Source organism: Erwinia sp. 198, assembly GCF_003937915.1.
In the GTDB taxonomy this organism is placed as follows: domain Bacteria; phylum Pseudomonadota; class Gammaproteobacteria; order Enterobacterales; family Enterobacteriaceae; genus Erwinia; species Erwinia aeris.
In genome coordinates this window covers 243,263-269,549 of record NZ_RHUM01000006.1, presented here as the reverse complement: position 1 = coordinate 269,549, position 26,287 = coordinate 243,263, and the positions used below count along the sequence as shown (strand labels likewise).

The 26,287-nt window shown below is 53.8% G+C and carries 23 protein-coding genes and 1 tRNA gene; 9 read left to right on the top strand and 15 right to left on the bottom strand.

Going from position 1 to position 26,287, the window contains the following annotated elements; genetic code table 11:
* Positions 1-60 precede the first annotated feature (60 nt).
* A complete protein-coding gene (locus tag EGK14_RS10935; RefSeq protein ID WP_125289129.1) occupies positions 61-780 on the top strand; it encodes a hypothetical protein in 720 nt (239 codons plus the stop codon).
* On the top strand, positions 777-1,028 hold the full coding sequence (locus tag EGK14_RS10930; protein ID WP_125289128.1) for an ogr/Delta-like zinc finger family protein: 252 nt from the start codon (positions 777-779) through the stop codon (positions 1,026-1,028). The genes EGK14_RS10935 and EGK14_RS10930 overlap by 4 nt, the downstream gene beginning before the upstream one ends.
* A gap of 242 nt (positions 1,029-1,270) precedes the next feature.
* Here the strand turns inward: EGK14_RS10930 and EGK14_RS10920 are convergent, their stop codons facing one another.
* The 7 genes from EGK14_RS10920 to proB form a co-directional block, all read right to left on the bottom strand.
* Positions 1,271-3,823, bottom strand: a complete 2,553-nt coding sequence (locus tag EGK14_RS10920; RefSeq protein ID WP_125289126.1) for a DEAD/DEAH box helicase — start codon at positions 3,821-3,823, stop codon at positions 1,271-1,273.
* Positions 3,824-3,825: 2 nt separating this feature from the next.
* Positions 3,826-4,752 (bottom strand): DUF1837 domain-containing protein, encoded by a 927-nt coding sequence (locus tag EGK14_RS10915; RefSeq protein WP_125289125.1) that lies wholly within the window; start codon positions 4,750-4,752, stop codon positions 3,826-3,828.
* 18 nt (positions 4,753-4,770) lie between these two features.
* Entirely contained in the window at positions 4,771-5,937 is a 1,167-nt protein-coding gene (locus EGK14_RS10910; RefSeq protein ID WP_125289124.1) for a tyrosine-type recombinase/integrase, read from the bottom strand.
* Between the two features lie 161 nt (positions 5,938-6,098).
* A tRNA-Thr gene (locus tag EGK14_RS10905) sits at positions 6,099-6,174 on the bottom strand.
* A 179-nt stretch (positions 6,175-6,353) separates the two neighbouring features.
* Positions 6,354-6,983 carry a LysE family translocator gene (locus tag EGK14_RS10900; protein ID WP_125289123.1) on the bottom strand — a complete coding sequence of 210 codons (630 nt, stop codon included), beginning with the start codon at positions 6,981-6,983 and terminating at the stop codon, positions 6,354-6,356.
* Between the two features lie 72 nt (positions 6,984-7,055).
* Entirely contained in the window at positions 7,056-8,309 is a 1,254-nt protein-coding gene (gene proA, locus EGK14_RS10895) for a glutamate-5-semialdehyde dehydrogenase (RefSeq protein WP_125289122.1), read from the bottom strand.
* Positions 8,310-8,319: 10 nt separating this feature from the next.
* Positions 8,320-9,423, bottom strand: a complete 1,104-nt coding sequence (gene proB, locus EGK14_RS10890) for a glutamate 5-kinase (RefSeq protein ID WP_125289121.1) — start codon at positions 9,421-9,423, stop codon at positions 8,320-8,322.
* Between the two features lie 242 nt (positions 9,424-9,665).
* Here proB and EGK14_RS10885 point away from each other — a divergent pair, with 242 nt between their 5' ends.
* On the top strand, positions 9,666-10,766 hold the full coding sequence (locus tag EGK14_RS10885) for a porin (protein WP_125289120.1): 1,101 nt from the start codon (positions 9,666-9,668) through the stop codon (positions 10,764-10,766).
* A gap of 138 nt (positions 10,767-10,904) precedes the next feature.
* Here the strand turns inward: EGK14_RS10885 and crl are convergent, their stop codons facing one another.
* The 3 genes from crl to gpt form a co-directional block, all read right to left on the bottom strand.
* Positions 10,905-11,306, bottom strand: a complete 402-nt coding sequence (gene crl / locus EGK14_RS10880) for a sigma factor-binding protein Crl (protein WP_125289119.1) — start codon at positions 11,304-11,306, stop codon at positions 10,905-10,907.
* 57 nt (positions 11,307-11,363) lie between these two features.
* The gene (gene frsA, locus EGK14_RS10875) at positions 11,364-12,614 is read right to left on the bottom strand and encodes an esterase FrsA (protein ID WP_125289118.1); all 1,251 of its coding nucleotides are present in this window, start codon (positions 12,612-12,614) and stop codon (positions 11,364-11,366) included.
* A gap of 113 nt (positions 12,615-12,727) precedes the next feature.
* Positions 12,728-13,186, bottom strand: coding sequence for a xanthine phosphoribosyltransferase (gene gpt, locus EGK14_RS10870; protein WP_125289117.1), 459 nt, complete (start codon positions 13,184-13,186; stop codon positions 12,728-12,730).
* 252 nt (positions 13,187-13,438) lie between these two features.
* Here gpt and pepD point away from each other — a divergent pair, with 252 nt between their 5' ends.
* Entirely contained in the window at positions 13,439-14,896 is a 1,458-nt protein-coding gene (gene pepD / locus EGK14_RS10865; protein ID WP_125289116.1) for a beta-Ala-His dipeptidase, read from the top strand.
* A 77-nt stretch (positions 14,897-14,973) separates the two neighbouring features.
* Here the strand turns inward: pepD and dinB are convergent, their stop codons facing one another.
* Positions 14,974-16,029, bottom strand: coding sequence for a DNA polymerase IV (gene dinB, locus EGK14_RS10860; RefSeq protein WP_125289115.1), 1,056 nt, complete (start codon positions 16,027-16,029; stop codon positions 14,974-14,976).
* A 239-nt stretch (positions 16,030-16,268) separates the two neighbouring features.
* Between dinB and dpaA the strand changes: the two genes are divergently transcribed.
* Entirely contained in the window at positions 16,269-17,003 is a 735-nt protein-coding gene (dpaA, locus tag EGK14_RS10855) for a peptidoglycan meso-diaminopimelic acid protein amidase (protein ID WP_125289114.1), read from the top strand.
* Here dpaA and EGK14_RS10850 read toward each other — a convergent pair.
* Both EGK14_RS10850 and lpcA read right to left on the bottom strand, forming a co-directional pair.
* Entirely contained in the window at positions 16,974-17,741 is a 768-nt protein-coding gene (locus EGK14_RS10850) for a class II glutamine amidotransferase (RefSeq protein ID WP_125289113.1), read from the bottom strand. The two genes, dpaA and EGK14_RS10850, sit on opposite strands and share 30 nt — an antisense overlap.
* 18 nt (positions 17,742-17,759) lie before the next feature.
* Positions 17,760-18,338: a D-sedoheptulose 7-phosphate isomerase gene (lpcA, locus tag EGK14_RS10845; protein WP_125289112.1), complete on the bottom strand. Its 579-nt coding sequence runs from the start codon at positions 18,336-18,338 to the stop codon at positions 17,760-17,762.
* 214 nt (positions 18,339-18,552) lie between these two features.
* On the opposite strand from lpcA, the gene fadE reads away from it, so the two are divergent.
* Both fadE and EGK14_RS10835 read left to right on the top strand, forming a co-directional pair.
* Positions 18,553-21,045 carry an acyl-CoA dehydrogenase FadE gene (gene fadE / locus EGK14_RS10840; RefSeq protein WP_125289111.1) on the top strand — a complete coding sequence of 831 codons (2,493 nt, stop codon included), beginning with the start codon at positions 18,553-18,555 and terminating at the stop codon, positions 21,043-21,045.
* A gap of 726 nt (positions 21,046-21,771) precedes the next feature.
* A complete protein-coding gene (locus EGK14_RS10835; protein WP_125289110.1) occupies positions 21,772-22,311 on the top strand; it encodes a DUF2058 domain-containing protein in 540 nt (179 codons plus the stop codon).
* 69 nt (positions 22,312-22,380) lie between these two features.
* On the opposite strand, the gene EGK14_RS10830 is transcribed toward EGK14_RS10835, so the two are convergent.
* Positions 22,381-23,079, bottom strand: coding sequence for an RluA family pseudouridine synthase (locus EGK14_RS10830; protein WP_125289109.1), 699 nt, complete (start codon positions 23,077-23,079; stop codon positions 22,381-22,383).
* A 249-nt stretch (positions 23,080-23,328) separates the two neighbouring features.
* On the opposite strand from EGK14_RS10830, the gene EGK14_RS10825 reads away from it, so the two are divergent.
* Positions 23,329-23,811, top strand: coding sequence for a cold-shock protein (locus EGK14_RS10825; RefSeq protein WP_125289108.1), 483 nt, complete (start codon positions 23,329-23,331; stop codon positions 23,809-23,811).
* A 120-nt stretch (positions 23,812-23,931) separates the two neighbouring features.
* On the opposite strand, the gene mtnK is transcribed toward EGK14_RS10825, so the two are convergent.
* A complete protein-coding gene (gene mtnK, locus EGK14_RS10820) occupies positions 23,932-25,131 on the bottom strand; it encodes an S-methyl-5-thioribose kinase (RefSeq protein WP_125289107.1) in 1,200 nt (399 codons plus the stop codon).
* Positions 25,132-25,255: 124 nt separating this feature from the next.
* Between mtnK and mtnA the strand changes: the two genes are divergently transcribed.
* Positions 25,256-26,287 (top strand): S-methyl-5-thioribose-1-phosphate isomerase, encoded by a 1,032-nt coding sequence (mtnA, locus tag EGK14_RS10815; protein ID WP_125289106.1) that lies wholly within the window; start codon positions 25,256-25,258, stop codon positions 26,285-26,287.

Genomic DNA, 26,287 nt, shown 5'->3' with positions numbered 1-26,287 from the left:
AATGATTTGTCCGGTGGTGAACAGCAGAATAGCGACATCCTTTACAGAGAGAGAAAAGCTATGAGCACCCCGGAAAAAAGCCCCGCCATGACGCGCCTGGAAGAGACCCGCACCGCCCACACGGCGCAGATGATGAAAATCAACGACATCACCGCCGCCATTACCCGCAGCAAAAAAGAGCGCGAGGCGGCCATTGAGAACGGGAAGGAAGCGGAAACGAACTGGCGCACCCGCTTTCGCAGCCTGCGCGGTAATCTCACCGACGAGCTGAGGGCGCAGCACAGCCAGCGCATCGTCAGCCGCGAGCTGGCCGAAGAGTTCACCGGCCTGATTGAGGAGCTGGAGTTTGAGCACGAAGGGGAGATGATAAGGGCCGTGCACACCGGTCACGCCTATGTTAACGCGCACAACGCGGCCTTTACGCAGTACGTGGAGGGCCAGTGGGAGGCCGCCATGCGCAACCTCAGCCCCACGCTGGTGCGCGCCGTCCGCCTTAAGCTGCTGTCGCTCCGGCTCAACGACCGGGGACGCCATACTGACCGACATCACGAAGAGCCGGAGGTGATACTCGCCCGCGAGGTCGGTAAGGTGCTGGCCGATAAGGCGGAAGCCGCGCGGCTGGATATGGATGCGGAGCCGGTCGTATCGGAGATGGGCGTTTATCGCCCGGCGCTGACCGGCGTGGATATGAAGCTGTATAACAGCCCGGCATCCATTCACAAACTGGTATACGAGCGTAAAGAGAAGCTTGAGAAACAGCAGAAGGAGAGCCAGGCATGATGCACTGTCCGTACTGCAAAAGCCCGGCGCACGCCAAATCAAGCCGCTATATGTCGGAACAGGTGAAGGAGCGCTATCACCAGTGCACCAACCTCGACTGCTCCTGCACGTTCAAAACCAGCGAGAGCATCACGAAGGTGATTACCACGCCGCCGCAGCCCGAACCGCTTCCCGCCATCACCCCGGAGCCGGTGAAAGAACGCCAGACGCTCGGGCGCTACGGTTCAGCCTTTCGCACCCTCCACTGACCAACAACGGCCGCTAAAACCAGCGGCTTTTTTGTCTCTGCCTTTCGTCCTTTCAACGCCCTTTTTCTGGCCAGCCCGGTTTGTAAAGAGCAATGCATGCATGACGTGCATGATTTTGCATGCAGAATGTGGGACTAAAAACATCCCGTCAGCCCACGCCCGGCGCGGCTTCGACCGGTTCATGCATCTGCATAAAAAACGATGCACAAAGCGGGCAGGCGAGGCGGGGGTAGCATTGCGCGCTAGGCTGTTTGAAAGCTATTACCTAAGACTTCATTAATTTCTCTCAAACAAAAATCAGGGAGTTTGAGGCTTTTCAAATTCCTTTTATTGAGGATTAGAACATATTCCTCAGGAGTTGCGTTGGTGGGTAAATTCATTTTTTTTCGAATTATTAATGCCGTACTTCTAGAGATTCCCAATGACATCAATTTGAGATCTACAGGTTTACACGAGCCGAACTCAAGATAAGCACTTATATTCTCAACTTTCTCAGAGGCTATATCTAACCCGTTTAATTTCATTTTGTAAGTCAAAACATCCTGATAAACTTTGATATACCTAACTAGGTTAAACCTAACTTGGTTTTCTAAAGTGTTCAAAACTCTCCGGACAGCACCAGAAATTTTCTTCGGTACATACACTGGATCTTCTTCAGCTTTAACTCGGTCTAAGGATGACAGTTCTTCATTAACGGAGTATGAGATAAGTGAGTTAAGCGAACCAGCCCTCATCCATTTATAGGCCAGCACACTTATCCATTTACAATATTTATCAGAAATCCGCCAGTCAAATACATCTCTACATACATCGATTGCCATATCAATTCTTTTCTTCCCCCCTTTAATGTAGGGGGAGTAAAGGAAATATGGTGAAATATTATCTTTAGAATCAAAGAAATCCCATAAATTTTGAATGTAATCAGGCCTAATACTTCGATGCATTTTCAAAATAGCATCCGGGACAGTTATTAACAACTCATCAATTATACCATGATTGTATTCCAGGATTTCCATGTAATTAGCTGAATCAGCAGGATTTAAATAGTAACTTGAAACATAACCATCCCTTTTCAGCTCATGGTAAAGCTTAGCAAAAGCAACATCTGCCAGTTCCTTTTGAGTATCATCTTTTACATAACCTTCAATCGTATTTAATATCAACTCCCCACCATCAAACATAACATTAGACATCGCAGAAGATATTTCTTGTAATTTCTCCCCCTCAAATGATTTTAATTCCCATTCATCTGCTCTTAAACACCATACATTTCCGTGGAACTCTCTCATCAACCTACCCGCTCTACCAGATAGATTTTGGAAATCACTACGTGACATGGGTTCTGTTCCACTTTTAGGATTTTCTAAAATAATATGCTTTGCAGGAAGATTAACTCCCTGTAAAAGAGTGCTGGTGCAAATTATATATTTTACATCTCCTTCTTTAAAAAAATGCTCAACGCCATTGCGGATAATTGACGGCATATTACCATAATGAAAAGCTACTCCCGCTTCAAGGCATGCAGCCAATGGATAATCTAGATGAATTTCCTTCCTTACAAAATCAATGAAATTAACAAACTCATCTCTTAAAACCGCTTTAGTTAGTTTACCAGATAGACATATTGCGATAGCCTCAGCATCCGCAGGGTTGCTTTCAAATATTATGACTGAACCACCACTCTCCGCCACATATTTTGAAAATGATGCTTTTTGCTCTACTTTATTCCCTCTAAAACTAAACCCTATATCGAACTCACCTATCTCAACTCTATCTCTATCAAACAGCGCTGAAACACTTATCCCCTTAACTTTTCCTTTAACCTTATTAACTAATAGAATATTTTGAGCAACTGGAGAGATTGTTTCCGTTAATGCTAAGCCATGCCGCTCTTTTTTAAATAGAGAAAGAAAATATTTTGGGTTACTTATCAATGGGCTAGAAAACATTAAGTTGATATTAGGATTCATTTCAATCGCTAATTCTATGGCGTTTTGAAGTATAATTCCTCTTTTACCTTTTTGTATTTCATGAGCCTCATCAATTAAGAGAAGGTTGATTGAAGAATTAGGGTAATCATACATGTCAGACAAAAGACTAATTAACCTCTCCTGAGTTAAGACATAAACAACTCCATTTTTTACTTTATTATATTCCACAGTGACGGGTGATGTTCGAATAATGACACCATCGAGACCAGCCTTTCTACACTCCCTTCTTAAATTTGAAGATGTTTCAGAAATTAATGCACGCGTTGGCACAATATAAACTATACATCCTTTGGGGTTATCTCTGATACTTCTTAATGTATTTAATGTTAAAACGAAAGATTTCCCTGCGGATGTGGGGGCAGAGACACTCAATGACTCTGCATTTTTTAAAGAGCTTAATAAATTATATTGGAAGTCTGTTAACTCATGCCCCTCATGTAAATTCTCTGCCTCACGGGCAATTCTCTCAAAGGAAAGATGCATATTCAACTTTGGCTCTAAGCCCGAATTAAATCTATCTCTCATCAACTTCCTCCCCGGAAAATTGCCAATCCTAGACAGGACAATATCTGCCGCAGCTATAACCCCTTCACTATATATTTCAGAAACCTCTATAACCCGACTAATTATTTCATATGCCTTTATTAGTTCATTATCATCTGAGGACAATGAAATCAGAGAAGCATATGAAAGCAACTTATATATTTCAGTTTCATTTAAGCGGCTGTCTTCACATGACCTTCCCAATAAGTGAACTATGCTTAACCTTAACAGCTTTAAATATATTTTATTTATACTTTCCATTTTTAATCCAAAGCCTTGTTAAACGCATTTCTAAAATCCGACACGGAAGGGAAGGGAATAAAAAAAACCTCGAACTTCAATTCTTTTCTTTCAAAAAGACTAAATTTCTCATTAATTAACCCATGAATTCGAGGGAAATCAGCCTTAAATCTCTCAATGAAACAATCAGCTAAACTTAGCTCTTTCGTTCTCGATAACTTATTAAAACCACTCCAGTTGTAACCTATAAGACAAGCATGATTTATTCTTACATTTTCACCCGGCTCACCAGAAACAATTAAATCTGTAATGGCGGACTTTATCTCGTCATTAGCATACTTAAAAAACTTTGTAACCATGTTAAATTCGTGCTTATACATCCCCTTCAGATGAAAATTGTCAATACTTTCCAATGCTGAATCCATAGCACTGCTAATGCTTTGATATAACTTTGACTCACCAAAATAGAATTCAACAATGTTTTCCTGTTCATTCCATTTAACATGAATACCATCAGAACCCTTAACTTCATCACCTGAATTTGTTTTTAATTCCATTTTAGAGACAAGTTGTGGCGCATTTAGTACAGCCTCCATTAGAAAAAAAAGTAGAGCTTCCCCGGCTTCTCCTGTCTGATCCGGGTTTTTGGCATCGATAATTGGATGGCGAAATAATTTTCTCGCTTGCTTTATCAATTGAGCATATTGCTGAGGCGTTAGCTCCCCCTCACGATTCCTAGATGCTATACAATACTGCACAATATATTCATACAACTTTTCAGCTAGCAAATTTATTAAAGGGACACCATTTCCGCTAAACTTGATATAATGGAATCTTAATGTAGCATCTATACCGTCTATTTTAAGATCGTGCTCAATGACATCAATACAGCTGTCAAAATCTTGCTTTTTTACTTCAATATAATTATTTATATTTTTTAAATCGCCCATTGACCCCATCCATTAACATCATTTAAGCAGAAAATTAGAATAATCCTGAAGCATTTTTGATCTGCCCTCAAGATATTGCGCATGATTGTACGTCCCACGAATACTATTCTTATCGACGTGCGCAAGCTGCATTTCAATCCATGCTGTGTTGTAGCCTTGTTCATGCAAAATGGTTGACATGGTATGCCTGAAACCATGCCCGGTGACTTTGCCACCGTAGCCAATGCGCTTGATTGCCTGATTGATGCTCGCTTCGCTCATGGGTTTGCTCGGCTCGTTACGGCCAGGGAAAACGTACCTGTAGTTCCCCGTCATAGTTTGGATTTGCTTAACTAAATCTAACGCTTGTTGGGATAGCGGCACAAGATGTGAGCGCCTTTTTTTCATTCTTTCTGCGGGAATTTCCCATAGTGCTTCATCCAGGTTGAACTCTTTCCACTCGGCAGCTCGTAGCTCAATGGTTCTGACGCCTGTTAGCATCAATAACTTAGTAGCCAGAACGACCAAAATGCTCCCGCTATAGGCGTTGAGAGCTTTGAGGAAATCAGGAATTTCTTCAGCGGTCAGGAAAGGAAAGTGTTTAGATTGATGAACGCTAAGCGCAGTTGATAAGTCGGCTGCTGCATTGTACTCCGCCCTACCCGTCGCTATGGAATAACGGAATACCTCAGCACACCGCTGGCGAACTTTACGCATCTTTTCCAGCGCGCCACGGGCCTCAATTTTTCGTAGCACATTGAGCAGTTCCAGCGGCTTTATCTCAGCGATGGGTCTATCTCCAATATACGGAAAAATATCATTAGTGAAAGCTTCCATGATGTCGCTGGCATAGCCTGCTGACCATTTTGCGCTTTTAAGACCGTGCCATTCACGCGCCAGTGCTTCAAACGTGTTTTCAACGCCGACTTTTAAGGCGCGCCTCTGTTCTTTTCGGGCTTCGCTGGGGTTAATGCCATCTGACACCTGCTTACGCGCTTCTTCCCTACGCTGTCGGGCATCGGCAAGCGTAACCACAGGATAAACACCAAATGAGATCATTTTAGGTTTGCCCGCATAGCGATAGCGGAACCGCCAGCTTTTACTGCCGTTAGGCTCAATAAGGAGAGAAAGGCCGAGGCCGTCGCTAAGCGTATAGGCTTTATCCTCAACCTTGGCGCGACGAATTTGCATATCGTTAAGACGCATGTGTATAGAATTTCCAGACCGAACAGAGTTATACACGATCCTATACACTTTTCTGTCTGGATTCTACTGGATGGTCTCGGACTAATACGGATAAAAAACGAATAAATTACATGTTTTTAAAGGATTTTTTGGATGTTCTGGGATGATTACAGATGAGGAGATGGTGCCGATAATAGGATTCGAACCTACGACCTTCGCATTACGAATGCGCTGCTCTACCAACTGAGCTATATCGGCTTTCAGGAGGGATACTGCGAACACTACGTTAAAAAAAACCTGAAGCGGAGTCAAGCGCCTGCCGACTAAATGATGACTTTATAATCAACAGGTAACGCTCGCTCCATATTTTTGCCTGCTTTGTTTTCCCACTCTCTTCTGGCCTTCCTGGCGGCTCAAGGCGTGCTCGCCCTTCCCCGTTACCTCCGCCCTTCCAGCAGCATGCGCATCGCCAGGCCGGTTAACACCGTGCCCATCAGCCAGCGCTGAAGCTTTTGCCACGTTGGACGCCGTGCCAGAAAGCCAGCAATACTGCCAGCGGCAAAGATAAGTGAGCCATTAACCAGCATACTGATCGCGATTTGGGTAAAGCCAAGCTGCAAAGACTGGGACAATACGTCGCCCTGCTCCGGCCGGATAAACTGCGGCAACAGCGTGAGGTAAATAACCGCTGCCTTAGGATTTAACAGGTTGGTCAACAGGCCCATAGTAAACAGTTTACGGGTGCTGTCGGGCGGCAGATCGCGCAGCGCAAAAGGCGATTTACCGCCGAAAATAGCCTGCCAGGCCATATAGAGCAGATAGCAGGCCCCCGCGATGCGCAGCGCCTCATAAGCCAGCGGCACTGCCATAACCAGCGCGGTGATCCCCAGCGCGGCGCAAACCATATAGAAAATAAAACCGAGCGCCACGCCGCTCAGCGAGACAAAGCCCGCGCGGCGGCCCTGGCACAGGGAACGGGAAAGCAGATAGATCATATTCGGGCCTGGCGTCAGCACCAGCCCAAAAGCGATAGCCGCGAAGGGAAGCAGTTGGGAAAACGTAATCATCAGAACCTTCCTTTTCAGTTCAGCCACTTATCTCCCTGTAGGATGTAAGCCACTTCCCTGTGGCCCAGGCAATCAGCTACGCACGGTGTCGTTGCCGAAAACAACCCATTTGTAGGTGGTCAGCGCCTCCAGCCCCATCGGGCCGCGCGCGTGCAGCTTCTGGGTGCTGACCGCCACTTCCGCGCCCAGGCCAAACTGCCCGCCGTCGGTAAAGCGCGTGCTGGCGTTAACGTATACCGCAGAGGAATCAACCTCGTTAACAAAACGTTCAGCGTTGACAATGCTGCGCGTCAGGATCGCGTCAGAGTGCTGGGTGCCATATTCACGAATATGCGCGATAGCGTCGTCCAGTCCGTCCACCCGCTTCACGTTGAGATCCAATGCCAGCCATTCATCGCGATACTGTTCTTCTGTCACCGCGCTGACCATCGCCGGGCCTTGTTGTAGCAGCGGCAGCGAGCGCGGATCGGCGTGCAGGTTGATACCCTCTTCCTGCATACGCGTGCTTAGCGCAGGCAGAAACGCCTCGGCTATCGCCGTATGCACCAGCAGCGTCTCCACGGAATTACAGGCGCTGGGACGCTGTTTTTTAGCGTTAACGATCACGTTTAACGCCGCCGCCGCGTCCGCGTCCCGATCGACAAAAATATGGCAAACGCCGATACCGCCGGTAATAACCGGAATAGTCGACTGCTCGCGGCACAGCTTGTGCAGCCCAGCGCCGCCGCGCGGGATCAGCATATCCACATAGCGATCCAGCTTAAGCAGCTGGTTGACCAGCTCGCGATCCGGGCTTTCAATTGCCTGCACCGCGCCCGCCGGTAAGCCGTGCTGCTCCAGCGCATCCTGTATGACGCGAACGGTCGCGCCATTGGTGCGATAAGTCTCTTTACCGCCGCGCAGGATCGCCGCGTTACCCGTTTTCAGGCACAGCGAGGCGACATCCACCGTCACGTTCGGACGCGCTTCATAAATTACGCCCACCACGCCCAACGGCACGCGCCGACGCTCAATGCGCAGCCCGCTGTCCAGCACGCCGCCGTCCATCACTACGCCGACCGGATCGGCCAGATGGCACACCTGACGCACGTCGTTCGCAATGCCTTGCAGCCTGGCAGAATTAAGCATCAGGCGATCCAGCAGCGCCTCGCTCAGGCCGTTTTTGCGGGCGTCCGCCAGGTCAAGCTCGTTAGCGGCCAGGATGTCCGCGCTCTGCGCTTCCAGACGATCCGCAATGGTCATCAGGACCTGGTTTTTCTGTGCGGTAGAGAGCACCGCCAGCTGGTAAGAAGCGGCTTTCGCGGCTTTACCCATTTCTTCAAGCATCTGCTGCTCCTTAACTGACGATCATATCGTCACGGTGAACCGCGACCGGGCCATATTCGTAGCCTAAAATTTCGCTGATTTGCTGGGAATGGTGTCCGGCTATCATCCGCATAGCATCGCTGTTATAGCGGCAGACGCCGTGTGCCACGTCGCGTCCTTGCAGGCTGCGAATGCGGATCACCTCACCGCGCGAGAAGTTGCCGCTGATCTCCCGAATGCCTTTTGGCAGCAGCGAGCTGCCGCGTTCCAGCATGGCGGCCAGCGCGCCGTCGTCGATGGTGATCTCGCCCGCCGGCGGCGCGCCGAAGATCCAGCGCTTGCGGTTCTCCAGCGGCGTTTGCAGCGCGTGGAAGCGGGTGCCGACCGGCCTGCCGTCGATCGTATCACCAATCACGCCCGCGCGGCTGCCAGCGGCGATAATGGTATCAATACCGGCGCGGCAGGCCACGTCGGCAGCCTGAAGCTTGGTCGCCATACCGCCGGTTCCCAGGCCGGAGACGCTGCCGCCAGCCAGCTCGCGCAGCGCATCGTCAATACCGTGCACGTCGCGGATCAGCTCCGCCTGCGGATTATTGCGCGGATCGGCGGTAAACAGGCCGGCCTGATCGGTCAGCAGCAGCAGCTTGTCGGCCCCGGCCAGCATCGCGGCGAGCGCGGACAGGTTATCGTTGTCGCCGACTTTAATTTCTGCCGTCGCCACCGCGTCGTTTTCATTGATAACCGGCACGATATGGTTATCCAACAGGGCACGCAGCGTATCGCGCGCGTTCAGAAAGCGCTCGCGATCTTCCAGGTCGGCGCGCGTCAGCAGCATTTGGCCGATATGAATGCCGTAGATGGAAAAGAGCTGCTCCCACAGCTGGATCAACCGGCTCTGCCCCACCGCAGCCAGCAGCTGCTTTGAGGCGATGGTCGGCGGCAGTTCCGGGTAGCCCAGGTGCTCACGTCCGGCGGCCATTGCGCCTGAGGTAACGATCACAATCCGGTGGCCTGCCGCGTGCTGCTGCGCGCACTGACGCACCAGTTCGACAATATGTGCCCGGTTCAGCCGACGCGATCCGCCGGTTAATACGCTGGTCCCCAGTTTAACGACCAGGGTCTGGCTGCTGCTCATTGTTTCCTGCCATAGCTCTAAAAGGTGAAGAAGACGTTTTATCAGTTGTGGTGCCGGAAGCCAACAGCCGCCGCCCGAAAAGGCGTAAAAACACCGCGCAGGCCGCTAGTCCAGAAACGGGGAATTAACAAGAAGTGAGAATAAATGTAATAAAATTTTCATCTCCTCAGGGTAAAACGTTCGTGCCCCGAACAACGTCATCGGGCCATTTAAAATTTTACTCATTTGGGAATAACAACAAAATGAAGAAAAGCGCACTGGCAATCCTGACCGCCGCTCTGGCTATGACCACGGCAGCCCAGGCCGCAGAAATTTATAATAAAGACGGTAATAAACTCGATTTCTACGGCAAGGTGAAAGCCATGCATTATATGAGCGACGCCGACAACAATGACGGCGACAAATCTTATGTGCGTATTGGCTTTAAAGGCCAGACGCAGATTAACGACCTGATGTCAGGCTACGGCCAGTGGGAATATCACGTGCCGTTGAATAACGCGGAAAGCGACGGCACCACCGGCACCAAAACGCGTTTAGGCTTCGCCGGCCTGAAATTCGGCGACTACGGATCCATCGACTATGGCCGTAACTACGGTCTGATTTACGACGTGGAGGCCTATACGGATATGATGCCGGAATTTGGCGCCACCGCGTATACCAAAGCCGATAACTATATGCTGACCCGTACCAACGGCGTGGCGACTTACCGCAACACCAACTTTTTTGGCCTGGTCGAGGGCCTGAAGTTCGCCCTGCAGTATCAGGGCAAAAATGAGAGCAGCAGCCGCTCCAACGCCACGTCCAACGGCGACGGCATGGCGGCATCGGTAGCCTATACGCTGATGCAGGGCCTGACGATTAACGGCGCTATCTCTTCTTCCGACCGCACCAACGGCCAGCAGGCCAGCGTTTACGGCCGCGGCGACAAGGCGGACGCCTGGGCGACCGGCCTGAAGTATGACAACAACAGTGTTTACCTGGCTGCCACCTACGCCGAAACGCGTAATATGTCGCCTATCAGCGGCACGGCGCGCATTAATAACGCCAACGTTGCCGTTAGCGGTTACGCTAACTATCTGCAAAATATTGAGCTGGTGGCACAGTATCAGTTTGATAACGGCTTCCGCCCTTCTCTGGCCTATGTGCAAACCAAAGCAAAAGATATTGAGAACGGCGTGGGCGATGCGGATATTTATAAATTTGCGGACGTGGGCGCGACTTACTACTTCAATAAAAATATGTCCGCGTTTGTGGATTATAAAATCAACCTGCTGGATGACGATAATAAGCTGGCGCAGAATACCGACGATATCGTTGCGGTAGGCGTAACTTACCAGTTCTGATTTAAATATGAGCCGCACGGATGCGCTCTTTGTGCCCCTCGTTATGTGTCCGTAAGCAAAGGCTGGCAATCGCCAGCCTTTTTTTATGGGTGCGCAGACAAAAAACGCAGGGAGCAATTAAGCGCCGCCCTGCTTTTATCAGGCGGTCAGCTTTACCGGCTCGTCAGCGAAATCCGCAGCGGGTTTTAAACCCAGCTCCAGCTCTTCCAGCAGCGCTTTCAGGCGCACGTGGAAGTTACGCAGCGTCTCTTCTAGGCGTTCGTTGTTTTCCTTTCCTTTAATTGCCGAAGGCTTCCAGTTGCCCTCTTTATCGAACAGGCCGAAGTGATACTCATAGGTGAAGTGATCTTCCTGCGCTTCCAGCTCCATCCACCAGCCCCAGAACTCACGCAGTTCCGGCGCAGGTTTCACATTGACGCAAACGGCCAGACAGTCGAAGAAGAAGCGCTCATCCACACATTTGGCCTCGCGGATATAAGGTCCTAATGTGCCGAAACGCTTCATTAAGCGGCTTTTGGGATGCCCACTCGGTAACGCCATTGTTAAAACTCCTTTGCTGAGCCCGTTAGTTTTCGCTGAGCGTTAATATTTAGCCACTCAGCGTGTTAATCGTTTAGCTAACCAGTCAACAATATCACGTAATGCTTTATCAAAGTTGCTCAATACAGGCGAAAGTGCGATTGGCATCAGTTTACCGTCGAGCGAGGAATTAACGATCAGCTTTGATTCCTCCGCCGGGCTGAAAGGATCGTTCGGCCAGTACGCAGACAGCATCGGCGTCGGGCAGCGGCGGCCCAGCAGCCCCTGGGTTTTCAGCGAGTAGCGGTTCAGCTCGACCCGCAGCGCGGAGTCGGCAGCCGACGCCATGCCCAACCGGCTGGCCAGCACGTCCATATACATTTCGGGAATGCTGTCCTGCAACGCGCTGTCGCACAACAGGCTGTGTACCACCGGCCCCAGACAGGCCACGGCGCGCAGTCGAGGCGCTTCCAGCCAGGCCAGCCGCACGGCAATGTTGCCGCCAAAGCGATAGCCGAAAGCAGCCACCCGGGTATGATCGACCCAGGGGACGTTTTCCAGCTGTTTTAACACCTGCTGGTGCAAAAAACTGGAATCCTGCGTCAGCTTCCATTTTGCAGAGAAGCCGACCGAAGGCATATCGATGGTCAGCATCGCAATGCCGCGCGGCGCAAGATAGTCGTGAAAAAGGCGATAGTGATCGGTTTGCAGCGAATCCAGGCTGCTGCACAACAGCACCGTAGGATAAGGCGCGCGAACTTTTTCCGGCATATGCAAAAAACCAAAAATGGAACTGCCGCCGGGGATGGTGAACTCCAGCTCTTTCAGCTCGCCCGGCAGCCTTGAAGTGGCCTCTTCGTAGGCGCGATTCGCCAGCTGCTGCGCCTGATCGGCCAGCTCATCGCCTTTCAGATGCGGATAGCCCGCTACGCCGTACAGGTTGGCGGCGTGCAGCCAGCACTGGCCCGCCTCGGCATCGGTAGCCGCCGAGGCGGCTTTCTCCTGCCAGCGCGCGGCCTGCTGCGACCATTCGTAGATCCAGTTGCCGCCGCGATAGCCGATCACCGTATCCAGCAGCTGTTCATCAGTGTGGTCGGCGCGGCTGCTGGCTATCCTGGCCAGCACTTCGCCGATCTCCAGCGGCGACAGTCCCCGCCACGTCCAGAGCAGACGATTGATCATCCGATACCAGCCCGCATGGCTGTCGCCTTCCAGCGCGGAATGCAGCGGCAGCGGCTTGTGATGATGCAGACGCCGGATCAGGGAGGACGTTTCTGGATGCTTAAAACGGGGCTTGAAGAGTTCTTCGCTGAGATTTTTAGGCGACATAGTACGATCCTTCGACACACGGAGAATCGTCTTAGTCTATAGCAGCCAGGCGGCTGACGCGAACCGTAAAACGCGCAACGCCCGGCGGAACCGGGCGTTTTGATTGAGCTAAATCAACCTTTTACGATTGGCGGGATATACACCACGCCCATATCCCAAGGCTGTTCAATCCAGGTATTCTGTGGAATATCCACAACATAGTCATCCACCAGCGGGCGACCGGCCGGTTTGGCAAAAATAGTCACGAAACGCGCTTTTGGATACATATCGCGGATCGCCTGAGCGGTGCCGCCGGTATCGACCAGATCGTCAATCACGATAAAGCCTTCGCCGTCGCCTTCCGCACGCTTCAGCACGTGCATTTCACGCTGGTTGTCGTGGTCGTAGCTGGAGATGCACACGGTATCGACATAACGGATGCAGAGTTCACGAGCCAACAGCGAAGCGGGCACCAGGCCACCCCGGCTGACCGCAATAATGCCTTTCCACTGTTCGACAGGAAGCAGGCGCTGGGCCAGTTTACGGGCATGGATTTGCAGCATGTCCCAGGTGACGACGTATTTTTCACTCATAAAAGGAGTCCCGGCCGATAATAACGGCTTAAAAATGTACAATGGGATGGGTTGCGCGGAATTATAGAGATCTGAGCCGCTAAAAACCAGCACAGGATAGTCCGGAAGGCGCTTTTTTGCCGAAGCGAACTAAGCATGCCTCTGGAAACAATGATATTCTTTGGGTTTGCTGCGTCAGATATTGACCAACCCTATCACAAATGCTCACTCCCGCGTGCCGCTGGCCGGGGATGTCGACACAGGAGATTTAACGTGTCCGAACTTTCTCAACTGTCACCACAGCCGCTGTGGGATATCTTCGCCAAAATCTGTTCAATTCCGCATCCTTCCTATCATGAGGAAGAGCTGGCTAACTATGTGCTGAGCTGGGCTGACGAGCAGGGTTTTGTCACCTTTCGCGACGAAGTGGGCAATATTCTGATCCGCAAGCCGGCCACGAAAGGGCTGGAGCACCTCAAGCCGGTCGCGTTGCAGGCGCATCTGGATATGGTGCCGCAGAAAAACAACGACACCACGCATGATTTCACCAAAGATCCCATTCAGCCGTGGGTGGATGGCGAATGGGTTAAGGCGCGCGGCACCACGCTGGGCGCCGATAACGGCATCGGCATGGCGTCCGCGCTGGCAGTGCTGGCGGATAAAGCCGTTGAGCACGGCCCGCTGGAAGTGCTGCTGACCATGACCGAAGAGACCGGCATGGTTGGCGCTTTCGGTCTGCAACCGGGCTGGCTACAGGCGGATATCCTGATCAACACCGACTCGGAAGAGGAAGGCGAGATCTATATGGGCTGCGCGGGCGGCATCGATTTTACCACCACGCTGCCGCTGAGCCGTGAGGCGGTGCCAGCCGGCTACGAGCATATCCAGCTGATCCTGAAGGGCCTGAAGGGCGGCCACTCCGGCGCGGATATCCATCTGGGCTTAGGCAATGCGAATAAACTGCTGGCCCGCTTCCTGTTCGCACATGCCAAAACGCTGGATCTGCGCCTGGTGGATTTTACCGGCGGCACGCTGCGTAACGCTATACCGCGTGAGGCGATGGCAACGCTGGCCGTTCCGGCCGACAAGCTTGATCAGCTTAAGGGCCTGGCGCTGCACTATCTGGAAACCCTGCGTAACGAGCTGGGCCTGAAAGAGAAAAACATCAATATCGTGGTGGAAAATATCGCCGCTAACGAGCAGGCGTTGACTACCGCCAGCCGCGACGCCTTTATTGCGCTGCTGAACAGCACGCCAAACGGCGTGATCCGCAACTCGGACGTGATGAAAGGCGTGGTCGAAACTTCGCTGAACGTTGGCGTGGTGTCGATTAAGGATGACGAAGCGCGTATCAACTGCCTGGTGCGCTCGCTGATCGACAGCGGCAAAGATTACCTGGTGGAAACGCTGACGGCGCTGGGCGACCTGGCGGGTGCGAAAACCGTGGCGAAAGGCAGCTATCCCGGCTGGCAGCCCGATGCCTCTTCGCCAGTGATGGCGCTGGTGGAAGAAACCTATAAAAAGCTGTTTAACAAAGCGCCGAATATCCAGGTGATCCACGCGGGTCTGGAGTGCGGCCTGTTTAAAAAGCCGTACCCGGATATGGATATGGTTTCCATTGGTCCCACCATCACCGGCCCACACTCGCCGGATGAGCAGGTGCATATTGGCAGCGTTGGCCTTTACTGGCAGCTGCTGACCGCGCTGTTGAAGGCTATTCCGGCTAAGTAAAACAGGTCGGGCGAAGCACTCCGCTTCGCCCGTTTTCTCTCCCGCCAGTAATGTTGCTCAGGGCAACGTACGCGGCATTAAATTCCCAGCAGTAATTGTCTTTCCAGCTGCGGATTCAGCAAGGTTACGTGCAGCCCGACCAGACGCACGCCGCGCCCTGCCCGCCGCTCTTCCCAGGTTTTTTTCGCCACATCGATCAGGTCTTCTTTATTCAGCACTGGCCAGACGTGCTCCTGGGTCGTCTGCTGGAAATCGTCAAACTTCAGCTTTACGCCCTGCCTGGCGATCAGCAGATCGGGCTTAATCACCTTTAGCCGCCGTTCCAGCTCCGCATAGAGAAAATCGATGATTTCCAGGCACGCTTCCCACTCATGAATATCTGCCGACAGCGTGCGCTCCACGCCCAGCGATTTACGCAGGCGATCCGTTACCACCTCGCGCTCGTCGATGCCGTTACAGCGCTCCCACAGCACGCGGCCAAACTTGCCGAAGCGCTTTAGCAGCGCGGCCAGATCCGTTTTCTGCACGTCGGCGCAGGTGTGCAGGCCCAGCTCCTCCAGCTTTTTCGCCGTGACCTTGCCGACGCCGGGTATTTTTGCCAGCGGCAGCGTCAACAGAAACTGCGGGAGCTCCTGCGGCGTGATCACAAACTGGCCGTCCGGCTTATTCATATCCGAAGCAATTTTAGCGACGAACTTAATCGGCGCCACCCCGGCCGACGCGGTGAGATCCAGCTCGCGGGCGATGGTCTGCCGGATCTCCCGTGCCATCAGCGTGGCGGATCCGTGGCAGTGCGGGCTGTCGGTGACGTCCAGGTAGGCCTCATCCAGCGACAGCGGTTCAATAAGCGAGGTGTAGCGCGAGAAAATTTCCCGAATATGCGCGCTGGCTTCTTTATAAGCGTCAAAACGGCCGGGGATCACTTTCAGATGCGGGCAAAGCTTAAGGGCCGTCGCGGTCGCCATCGCACTGTGCACGCCAAACTTCCTGGCGGGATAGTTAGCGGTGCTGATCACGCCGCGCTTGTGCTGGCTGCCGCCAATAGCGACAGGGATATTGCGCAGGCTGGGATCGTCGCGCATCTCCACCGCCGCGTAAAAGCAGTCCATATCTACATGTATAATCTTGCGCATTCGCCCCTCCGCCAACACTGGATAAGTATACAGGCAGCGAGCGCGTTTTCAACAGGTTAACGGGCGGCGGAAGCGCAGCGGCAGCGGCCTGGCGCAACTTTTCTCGGATTTTTCTACGCGGCTCTCTTGATAAAAAAATAGACAATGCTAATGTGACGCAGCTTTTACGGATATTTCCGAAACTGCGAGTCAACCACGTCTTCGGACGGCGTATCAACCCTACTATCAAGGGAACCAGAATGGGCAAAATCGCACTGCTGTTTGCGATGTTTTTTCTGCCAGCCGTTGTTTTCGCCAGCGCGCCGGTCGCACCGATCGCTCCTCTGGCGCCGGTAAGCAAAGAGTTAAAGAAGCAGTTACTCGGCACACCTGTTTATATTCAAATTTTTAAAGAAGAACGCACGCTTGAGCTGTATGGCAAAATCGGCACCGAATATCGGCTGCTCGACAGCTACCGTATCTGTAATTTCTCCGGCGGTTTAGGCCCTAAACGTCGCCAGGGCGATTTTAAAAGTCCGGAAGGGTTTTATAGCGTGGGGCTTTCCCAGCTGAAGCCGGACAGCCGCTTTTATCGCGCGATTAATACGGGTTTCCCGAACGAATACGACCGTCAGCAGGGTTATGAAGGGAAGTACCTGATGATCCACGGTAACTGTGTTTCCGTGGGCTGTTATGCCATGACGGATGCCAATATCGGCGATATCTATCGCTATGTGGAAGCAGCGCTGCGCAACGGCCAGCCGCGCGTGGCCGTCAGCATTTACCCGTTCCGCATGACTGACAGCAACCTGCAGCGCCATCGCTATTCGGTTTACTTCAGCTTCTGGCAGCAGCTCCAGCCCGGCTACGCCGAGTTTGTAAAAAACCGCCAGCCGCCTGCAATGGGCGTCAGCGGCGGCAAGTACGTGCTGAACAGCCCGTTGCTGAACGGCGCCACCAGCCAGTCAGCGCTGGCGCTCTCCGAGGCAAAATAACGCCCAGTCGCCTGGCGCGATTTTGTGCCAGGTTTCGTTGCCCGTTAAGGGCTGAGTGGCGATAACCGTGACCACGTCGTTCGGCGTGGTCTGCTTCTGAAAATCTATCTCCACGTCCTGATCCAGCAGCGTCGCTTTACCGAACGGCGCGCGACGCGTGATCCAGAACAAATTGGTCGAGCAGAACGCCATCAGATAGCGGCCATCCGACAGCAGCATATTGAACACGCCCTTTTCCCGCAGTTCCTTCGCCAGCTCCGCAATATAGCGAAACACCGCCGGCCAGTTGCCCGGCGTGCGCGGATAGCGCGTGGTCAGCTTATGCAGCAGCCAGCAGAACGCCTGCTCGCTGTCCGTCTCGCCAACCGGGCGGAAAGGGCCGGTTTCCAGCCCGCGATAGCCTTTCAGCTGGCCGTTGTGCGCATAGGTCCAGTTGCGTCCCCACAGCTCGCGGGTAAAAGGATGGGTGTTTTCCAGCGACACCTCGCCACGGTTCGCCTGACGGATATGCGCCACTACCGAGCAGGATTTGATGGGATAATCCTGCACCAGACGCGCTATCGGCGAATTAAAGCTGGGCTGCGGGTCTTTAAACGTCCGGCAGCCTTTCCCTTCGTAAAAGGTGATGCCCCAACCATCCTTATGCGGGCCGGTTTTGCCGCCGCGCTGCACAAGCCCGGTAAAGCTGAAACAGATGTCCGTAGGGACATTCGCGCTCATCCCGAGCAACTCGCACATAGCCTTTCCTCGCGTCAGTTACTTCGCCATCTCTTTTTCAATCAGCAGGATCAGGATATGAATAACTTTGATATGAATTTCCTGAATGCGATCGGCGTAGCCAAAGTGCGGCACGCGGATTTCCACGTCGGCCGTTCCGGCCATTTTGCCGCCGTCCTTGCCGGTCAGGGTAATCACTTTCATTCCCTGCGCGCGCGCCGCCTCTATCGCTTTAATCACATTAGCAGAGTTGCCGGAAGTCGAAATGCCCAGCAGCACGTCGCCCGCGCGACCTACGGCCTCCACATAGCGAGAGAAGATGTGATCGTAACCAAAATCGTTGCCCACGCAGGAGATATGGCTGACGTCGGAGATGGCGATCGCCGGATAGCCGGGACGGTTGTCGCGATAGCGGCCGGTCAGCTCCTCGGCGAAGTGCATGGCGTCGCAGTGTGAACCACCGTTGCCGCAGGAAAGCACCTTGCCGCCGGCTTTGAATGAATCCGCCAGCAGTACCGCAGCGCGCTGAATAGCATGGATATTGGCGTCATCGCTGAGGAAATTATTGAGCGTGTCCTGTGCTTCACTCAGCTCGGCGCGAATGATGTCCTGATACATAGGGAGAGTCCTTTTAGGTGAGGTCTGCGGCAGTTTAGCAAGTTGCCACGCGGGCGAAAAGCGCCCTGCCCGTTCACGCGGCGCTTTGCCCCGTGCCGGTCGCGCTTTGTGAGCCAGGTTGTAATTATCATGTAAATAGATTGATAAAGAAAATCATCTCTATTACACCTGTAGCTAACAGGTCAGACCTCTTACAACTTACGGAGCGATGGTTATGATGGTTTTCAGTTGCGTGGCGACAATTTTGCTCATTGGCGCGCTGTTTTATCACCGTGTTAACCTGCGGCTGGCGAGCCTGCTCGTGCTGCTCTGGACGGCGGCCTGGGCGGTGGCTGGCGCCTGGACGCCGTGGCTGCTGGTGCCGTTAGCGATTATTCTGCTGCCCTTCAACGTGCTGCCGCTGCGGCAGGCGCTTTTTTCCAGACCGATGCTGAACACCTTCCAGAAAGTGATGCCGCCGATGTCGCGCACGGAAAAAGAAGCGATCGACGCCGGCACTACCTGGTGGGAAGGCGATCTGTTTCGCGGCAGGCCGGACTGGAACAAGCTGCATGACTATCCGCAGCCAGGGCTGACGCCGGAAGAGCAGGCTTTTCTGGACGGCCCGGTAGAAGAAGCGTGCCGGCTGGCTAATGACTTTCAGATCACCCATGAGATGGCCGACCTGCCGCCGGAGCTATGGGCTTACCTGAAAGAGCAGCGTTTCTTTGCCATGATCATTAAAAAAGAGTACGGCGGCCTTGAGTTTTCCGCCTATGCCCAGGCGCGCGTGCTGCAAAAGCTGGCGGGCGTTTCCGGTATTCTGGCGATTACCGTTGGCGTGCCTAACTCGCTTGGCCCGGGCGAGCTGTTGCAGCATTACGGCACCGACGAGCAAAAAGATTACTATCTGCCTCGTCTGGCCAGCGGCCAGGAGATCCCTTGCTTTGCGCTGACCAGCCCCGAAGCGGGCTCCGACGCGGGCGCTATCCCGGACGTGGGCGTGGTGTGCCGGGGAGAATGGCAGGGCCAGCAGGTGCTGGGTATGCGGCTGACCTGGAACAAACGCTACATTACGCTGGCGCCGGTCGCTACGGTGCTGGGCCTGGCGTTTAAGCTTTCCGATCCCGACCATCTGCTGGGCGAAAAAGAAGAGCTGGGCATTACCTGCGCGCTGATCCCAACCCAGACGCCGGGCGTGGAAATCGGCAAGCGCCACTTCCCGCTTAACGTCCCTTTCCAGAACGGCCCGACGCGCGGCGACGCTATTTTCGTGCCGATCGACTATATTATCGGCGGCCCGGCGATGGCCGGTCAGGGCTGGCGGATGCTGGTGGAATGCCTCTCAGTCGGACGCGGCATTACGCTGCCGTCCAACTCCACCGGCAGCCTGAAAAGCATTGCGCTGGCTATCGGCGCTTATGCCCATATCCGTCGCCAGTTTCGTCTGCCAATTGGCAAGATGGAAGGGATCGAAGAGCCGCTGGCGCGCATCGCCGGAAACGCTTATGTGATGGACGCGGCCGCCTCGTTGATCACCAGCGGCATTATGCTGGGTGAAAAACCGGCGGTGCTCTCCGCTATCGTGAAATATCACTGCACCCATCGCGGCCAGCGCGCCATTATGGATGCGATGGATATCGCCGGCGGTAAAGGCATTATGCTGGGCAAAAGCAATTTCCTGGCCCGAGCCTATCAGGGCGCGCCGATCGCCATTACCGTTGAGGGCGCGAATATTCTGACCCGCAGCATGATCATCTTCGGCCAGGGCGCAATCCGTTGCCATCCCTATATCCTGGCGGAAATGGCTGCGGCGCAGGATCATAATCTGCACGCGTTTGACCAGGCGCTGTTTCACCATGTAGGCCACGTCGCCAGCAATAATCTGCGCAGCCTGTGGCTGGGGCTAACCGCCGGGCGTACCAGTAAAACGCCGACTCGCGATGCCACCCGCCGTTACTATCAGCATCTGAACCGCTTAAGCGCCAATCTGGCCCTGCTTTCTGATATTTCGATGTCGGTTCTGGGCGGCAGCCTGAAGCGCCGCGAACGCATCTCCGCACGTCTCGGTGATGTGCTCAGCCAGCTTTATCTCGCTTCCGCCACGCTGAAGCGTTATGAAGACGAAGGCCGCCACGAGGCCGATCTGCCGCTGGTGCACTGGGGCGTGCAGGATGCGCTGAACCAGGCCGAAACGGCTATTGAGGATCTGCTGCGCAACTTCCCGAACCGGCTGGTCGCCGGTCTGTTGCAGGTTGTGGTCTTCCCGCTGGGCCGTTGCTGCCGCGCCCCTTCCGACCGGCTTGACCATCAGCTGGCGCGTATCCTGCAAGTGCCTTCAGCCACTCGCACTCGTTTAGGGCGCGGCCAGTATCTGACGCCGGGCGAAAATAACCCGGCAGGCCAGATGGAAGAAGCATTAACGGACGTGATGGCGGCGGAAGCTATCCATGACAGGCTGAGTAAGAAAGCGCAAAAGCCGCTCTCCTTTACCCGTCTGGATAAGCTGGCGCAAAAAGGCCTGGTGGAAAAATGGCTGACGGAAGAAGAAGCCGCCGTGCTGACGCGTGCCGAAGCCAGCCGTCTGCGCTCTATTAACGTGGACGAGTTTGAGGCGGATGCGCTGGCGACACAACCGGTAAAGCAGCAGGATAACTCTCTGCATACGGATCGGGCGGAGAAAAGCCAGCCGCAGGCAGAAACCGAACGCAAAACGGAAGCCGCCTGAGTTATCCGGCTGCCGTCCTGAAAGGTAGCAGCTCTGGCAATAGAACAAGGGAACCGGAAACGGTTCCCTTTTTTGCTTAACCGCCTCCGCTTTCTCACGCGGGTACTCGTTGTGCAGATCGGCTACACGCCTGCTTTCCTGAACCGGGATTAAAATTAAGGCGAAACCGGGCAGATATAGGGACAGAGAACATGTATCCAGCCGAAGCGGCATTAAAGGCTTTACTTGATCAAAGGGCAGAGAAAACCTTTCCCGCCCTTGCTATGGCTATTGGCAAAGGCGATAAACTAATATGGCAGGCGGCAGCGGGCTACGCTGATGCTAAAACCACCTCAGCACCACGTCGAAAACGCTGTTTGGCATTGGCAGCATCACCAGGGTTTTTGTGGTCATCACCCTCCAGCGGGTTGAAGAAGGCTCCCTGACGCCTGACGCTTTCCTCGCAGTCTGGCTGGCGCAGGAACACCTGGACTTTATCCGGGGGAAAAGTCCGCTCTGCCAGCCCGGAGAGGCCTTTCACTATGCCAACAGCAACTTTACGTTGCCGGGTTTACTGATTAAAAAGTCACCTCCAACGCGTTTGCAGAGCATTGTGCCAAAGAATTATCGGCTCGCTAAGCCGATGCCAGCGCCCTCCGGCAATGCCATACCGCAGGGTGAAACGCGGTACAGCCTTAAAAATTACAGGTATAATCCCTGAATTATTCAACAGCCTCAGAAACGAAAATGACAAAACTTACCTTACAAGAGCAGATGCTGAAAGCTGGATTAGTGACCAGCAAAAAAATGGATAAGGTCCAGAGAACGGCTAAAAAATCGCGGGTTCAGGCTCGCGAGGCAAGAGCGGCCGTGGAAGAAAATAAAAAAGCCCAGCTTGAGCGCGATAAGCAGCTAAACGAGCAGCAGAAACAGGCGGCTTTATCCAAAGAGCATAAGGCTCAGGTGAAGCAGCTGATTGAAATGAACAGGATCGTCGTTGCAAGAGGCAATATTGATTTTAACTTCACGGATAACAATCTTATTAAGAAAATTACCGTGGATAAGCTTACCCAGGCGCAGCTGACAAGCGGTCGCCTCGCCATCGCTCGCCTGACGAGTGATAACGGCGGCGAGCACCAGTACGCTATTATTCCCGCAAGCGTAGCCGATAAAATTGCTCAGCGGGACGCAAGCAGCATCGTATTAAATAGCGCCCTGAGTCAGGAAGAGCAGGATGAAGAAGATCCGTATGCCGACTTTAAGGTGCCTGACGACCTGATGTGGTAATAAACGCCTGCGGTTTGGTTATCTGTCTCCATCCAGCCGCTCCTGCGTTCGTTGCGGACTGGGCCGCTTTCAGAACGGGCTGGCATGACGGATCTCCATTCGCTGCTGGCTTACGGGATGAACGAAATGCAGTTCGCTGGCGTGCAGCATCATGCGCGGCGTCCGTTCGGTGCCCGGCAGCAGGCGCCCGCCATAAAGATCGCATCCCCAGATAGGGTGGCCCAGCAGCTGGCAGTGAATGCGAAGTTGATGGGTGCGCCCGGTTTCCGGCGTCAGCTGTACTCGCGTCAGCGGCAGCGACGTTCCGTTTTCCAGCTCATGATAAAAGCGCTCAACGATCCGATAGCCGGAGCGAGCGGGCTTGCCATGGATGGCGCAAATCGACATCAGCGGGAACAGCGCCGGATCTTTGGCAATCGCGGCGTCTATCACCCCTTCGTCATCATCGGGATGTCCGCAAAGCAGTGCGCTGTACACCTTGGTTACGGCGCGCTGGCTGAACTGCTGGCAGAGAGCGGCATTGACCGCTTTAGTGCGCGCAACCACCATCAGCCCGGAAGTACCGGAATCCAGACGATGAACCAGGGTGCAGCCGGGAAATAGCTTTACCAGCCGATGATGCACCGAATCCAGATTCTGCGGGTTTTTGCCCGAGAGGCTCAGCAGCCCGGCGGGTTTGGCGATCAGCAGCAGATGCTCGTCCTGATAAAGGAGAGCTATTTCGTCATGGCACGGCGGAGCAATAAAGGTGTCGGTGATCACAGGCATCGGGTTACCGCACGGAAAGTGGCTGCGGATGATAACGAATTTTCAGCCTGCTGACGAATCTGTCTGCGGCCCGTGCTTAGCTTTCTTTCCGTCGCGCTACTGCTTCCCTCAGCCGCACCGCGCTTTTGTCGGCCTCGCACAGCCGAAAATTATCGTCCAGACTTAAAGTAAAGGCATAGTCTGCGCCGGCATTGTGCTTTACACTGCGCGCTGCAAAAACTGAGTAGATAAACGATTAAGTAGGCGGTAATGGCGATGAACGGAACGATCACAACCTGGTTTAAAGATAAAGGGTTCGGATTTATCAAAGATGAAAACGGCGATAACCGTTATTTTCATGTGATTAAGGTCGCCAACCCGGACCTGATTAAAAAAGATGCGGCGGTGACTTTCGAGCCTACTACCAACAGCAAGGGGCTGTCAGCCTATGCGGTAAAAGTCGTCCCGGAAAGCAAATACATCTATATCGCAGGCGAGCGCCTGAAGCTCACCGCCATTAAAAATTACGTGGTGTTCAGCGAAGAAGTGCCGGTCGATGCCCGTATTGACAAAGAAAATCCGGTGCTGTCCGTGGGCGTGTTGATGAGCAGCATCCGGCCGAAATCATCGGTTAAGCCAGGAGAAATGCGTACGCTGAAGAAACTGGCGATCACTACCTTCCAGGGCACCACGCTGATCTTCTCGGAAGATGAAATTGATATTGATGCGACGGTAAAACTGCTCAAGATGTAAATCAAGGCAATATCCCGCAGCGTTAGCGGGATCACCGCCGGCCAGCCCGAATGTTCAGCTCAGGGCAAGGCTGGCGGGTCGGCACCAACCTGTCGGGCTGATGCCACCTTGCGTGATGCCTCAGCCGTTCTGGCGCACGCGCGCTATCAGCGCATCAATGTTTTCGATATGGTCGGCGGCCAGAATCAGCGTTCTGCCCAGCGTTATCGCCTGACGGACGCATTCCGCTTTCATAATCTCATCCTGAATCGTTTTGATATCGGCAACCTGCGACATGCCAACGGTACGACGGATCAGCTCTGTGCCGCAGTAGCCCAGCGTATCGCGCCACACTTTAGCCAAAAATTCGGCGGCATAGCCCGGATAAGCCAGCGCGCGATCCTGCGTTTTTTCGGCAGCCAACGCCAGGAAACCTTCGGCAAAGCTCTGCCAGGTTGTACGCACGTCGTTGAGGCGCTTTTCCCGCGCGTCGGCCGCTTCACGCGGAGCCAGCAGGCCGGGCAGCGCGCAATAGTTGATCAGTAAATTACCTAACGCGCTGCCCACGTCAAAACCCATCGGCCCGTAAAATCCAAATTCTGCATCGATCACTTTCAGGCTGTTTTCAGCCACAAAAATCGATCCACTGTGCACATCGCCATGCAGCAGCGCTTGCGCACTGGACAGAAAACCGTGCTTGAGCGCGGCGACCTTATGGCGCAGTTCACCATCGGTACGAAGCCCGGCCACCAGCGGCTCCAGCGCGCGAGGATAGCCGTTGCGTTCATGTACTTCATAAGGCTCGTTAAAGAAAAGCTCTTCGGTGATATCGCACAGCTCCGGATTGGTAAAACGGATAACGTCCGCTTTTTTCTGATACGGATGCTGATAAAAATCGGAGGTATGAAACAGCGTCTGCGCCAGATATTCGCCCAGCTGCGCGGCGGCCTGCGGATAATCAACGCCTTTAACCTGCTCACCGCGCCAGATAGCGTGGCTGGAAAGATCTTCCATCACCATTACCGCCAGTGCCGGATCGTAATGCAGAATTTTTACCGTATGCGCCGGACAAAACTCGCCGTGGATTTGCAGCACTTCTGCCTCAATGCGTGCGCGATCGAGCGTCAACGGCCAGGATTCACCCACGCAACGGACATAGGGTAGCGCCTGCTTAACGATGATGCGGCTGACGTCGTCACGATCGAAGATTTTAAAAACAAGGTTAAGATTACCGTCGCCAATTTCCTGCGAACTGACCAGGCTTTGTGGATCGGCAACGCCGCCATATTCACGGGCATATTCCACGGCATCAGCTGCGGTGAACGTACGGTATTGCGACATTAACTTATCCTCCACGTTTTAACTTGTCTGCTGCCTTCTTTACCTCAAGCCGTTCAGACGTCTATACATCCGCAAGGCATGTTGGCACAATATGACCTGACTACGCAACCAGGATTTAACCTTCATGCAGACCCTAAGCACAACCAGCTTGCAAGTACGTGACAATCAGCTGTGGATCCTTGACCAGCAGGCGCTGCCGCAAAAGAAAATTTGGTGTCCGACGCCCGATGTGGCGGCGCTGGTCGAACATATTAAAACGCTGCGTGTACGCGGCGCGCCGCTGATTGGCCTTTCCGCCAGTCTGCTGCTGGCCCTGCTGGCGGAAAACGGTATGCCCAAATCAGAGCTGGGTGATGCGCTGGAAGTGCTGCGCGCCTCCCGCCCTACCGCCGTTAATCTGATGAACAATCTGGATCGCATGAAGCTGGCGCTGGCTCAGGAGCACTTTGTCACCGCGCTGACTTTTGAAGCGCTGCGGCTGGTAGAAGAAGATAAAGCACTGTGCGACAGCATTGCGGCGGCAGGCGTGAAGCTCATCGAGCCCGGCAGCCGGCTGCTAACCCACTGTAACACCGGTGGTCTGGCGACGGCCGGCGTCGGCACCGCGCTGGGCGTGATTGCGCGCGGCTGGCAGCAAGGCCGGGTGGAAAAGGTCTGGGTGGATGAGACCCGCCCGCTATTACAGGGCGGTCGCCTGACGGCATGGGAGCTGGGTGAGCTGGGCGTACCCTATCGGCTGATCTGCGACAGCATGGCGGCCAGCCTGATGGCGAAAAAACAGGTCGATGCCATCTGGGTGGGTGCGGATCGTATTGCCGCCAACGGCGACGTGGCGAACAAGATTGGTACCTACAGCCTGGCGGTGCTGGCGCGCTACCATAACGTTCCCTTCTATGTGGCTGCGCCGCATACCACGCTTGATGCGCACTGCCCGAACGGGGACGCCATCCCGATTGAGCAGCGGGCCGCCGGCGAAGTCACCGGCGTGGCGGGCGGTTTCGGCCAGGTGCAGTGGGCGCCGGAAGAGGCACAGGTCTATAATCCGGCCTTTGACGTCACGCCAGCGGCGCTGATAAGCGGCTGGGTGCTGGACACCGGCGTGGTCATGCCAGCCCAGGTCGAGGCGGGGATTTTTCAGCCGGCTGCTAAAGCATAA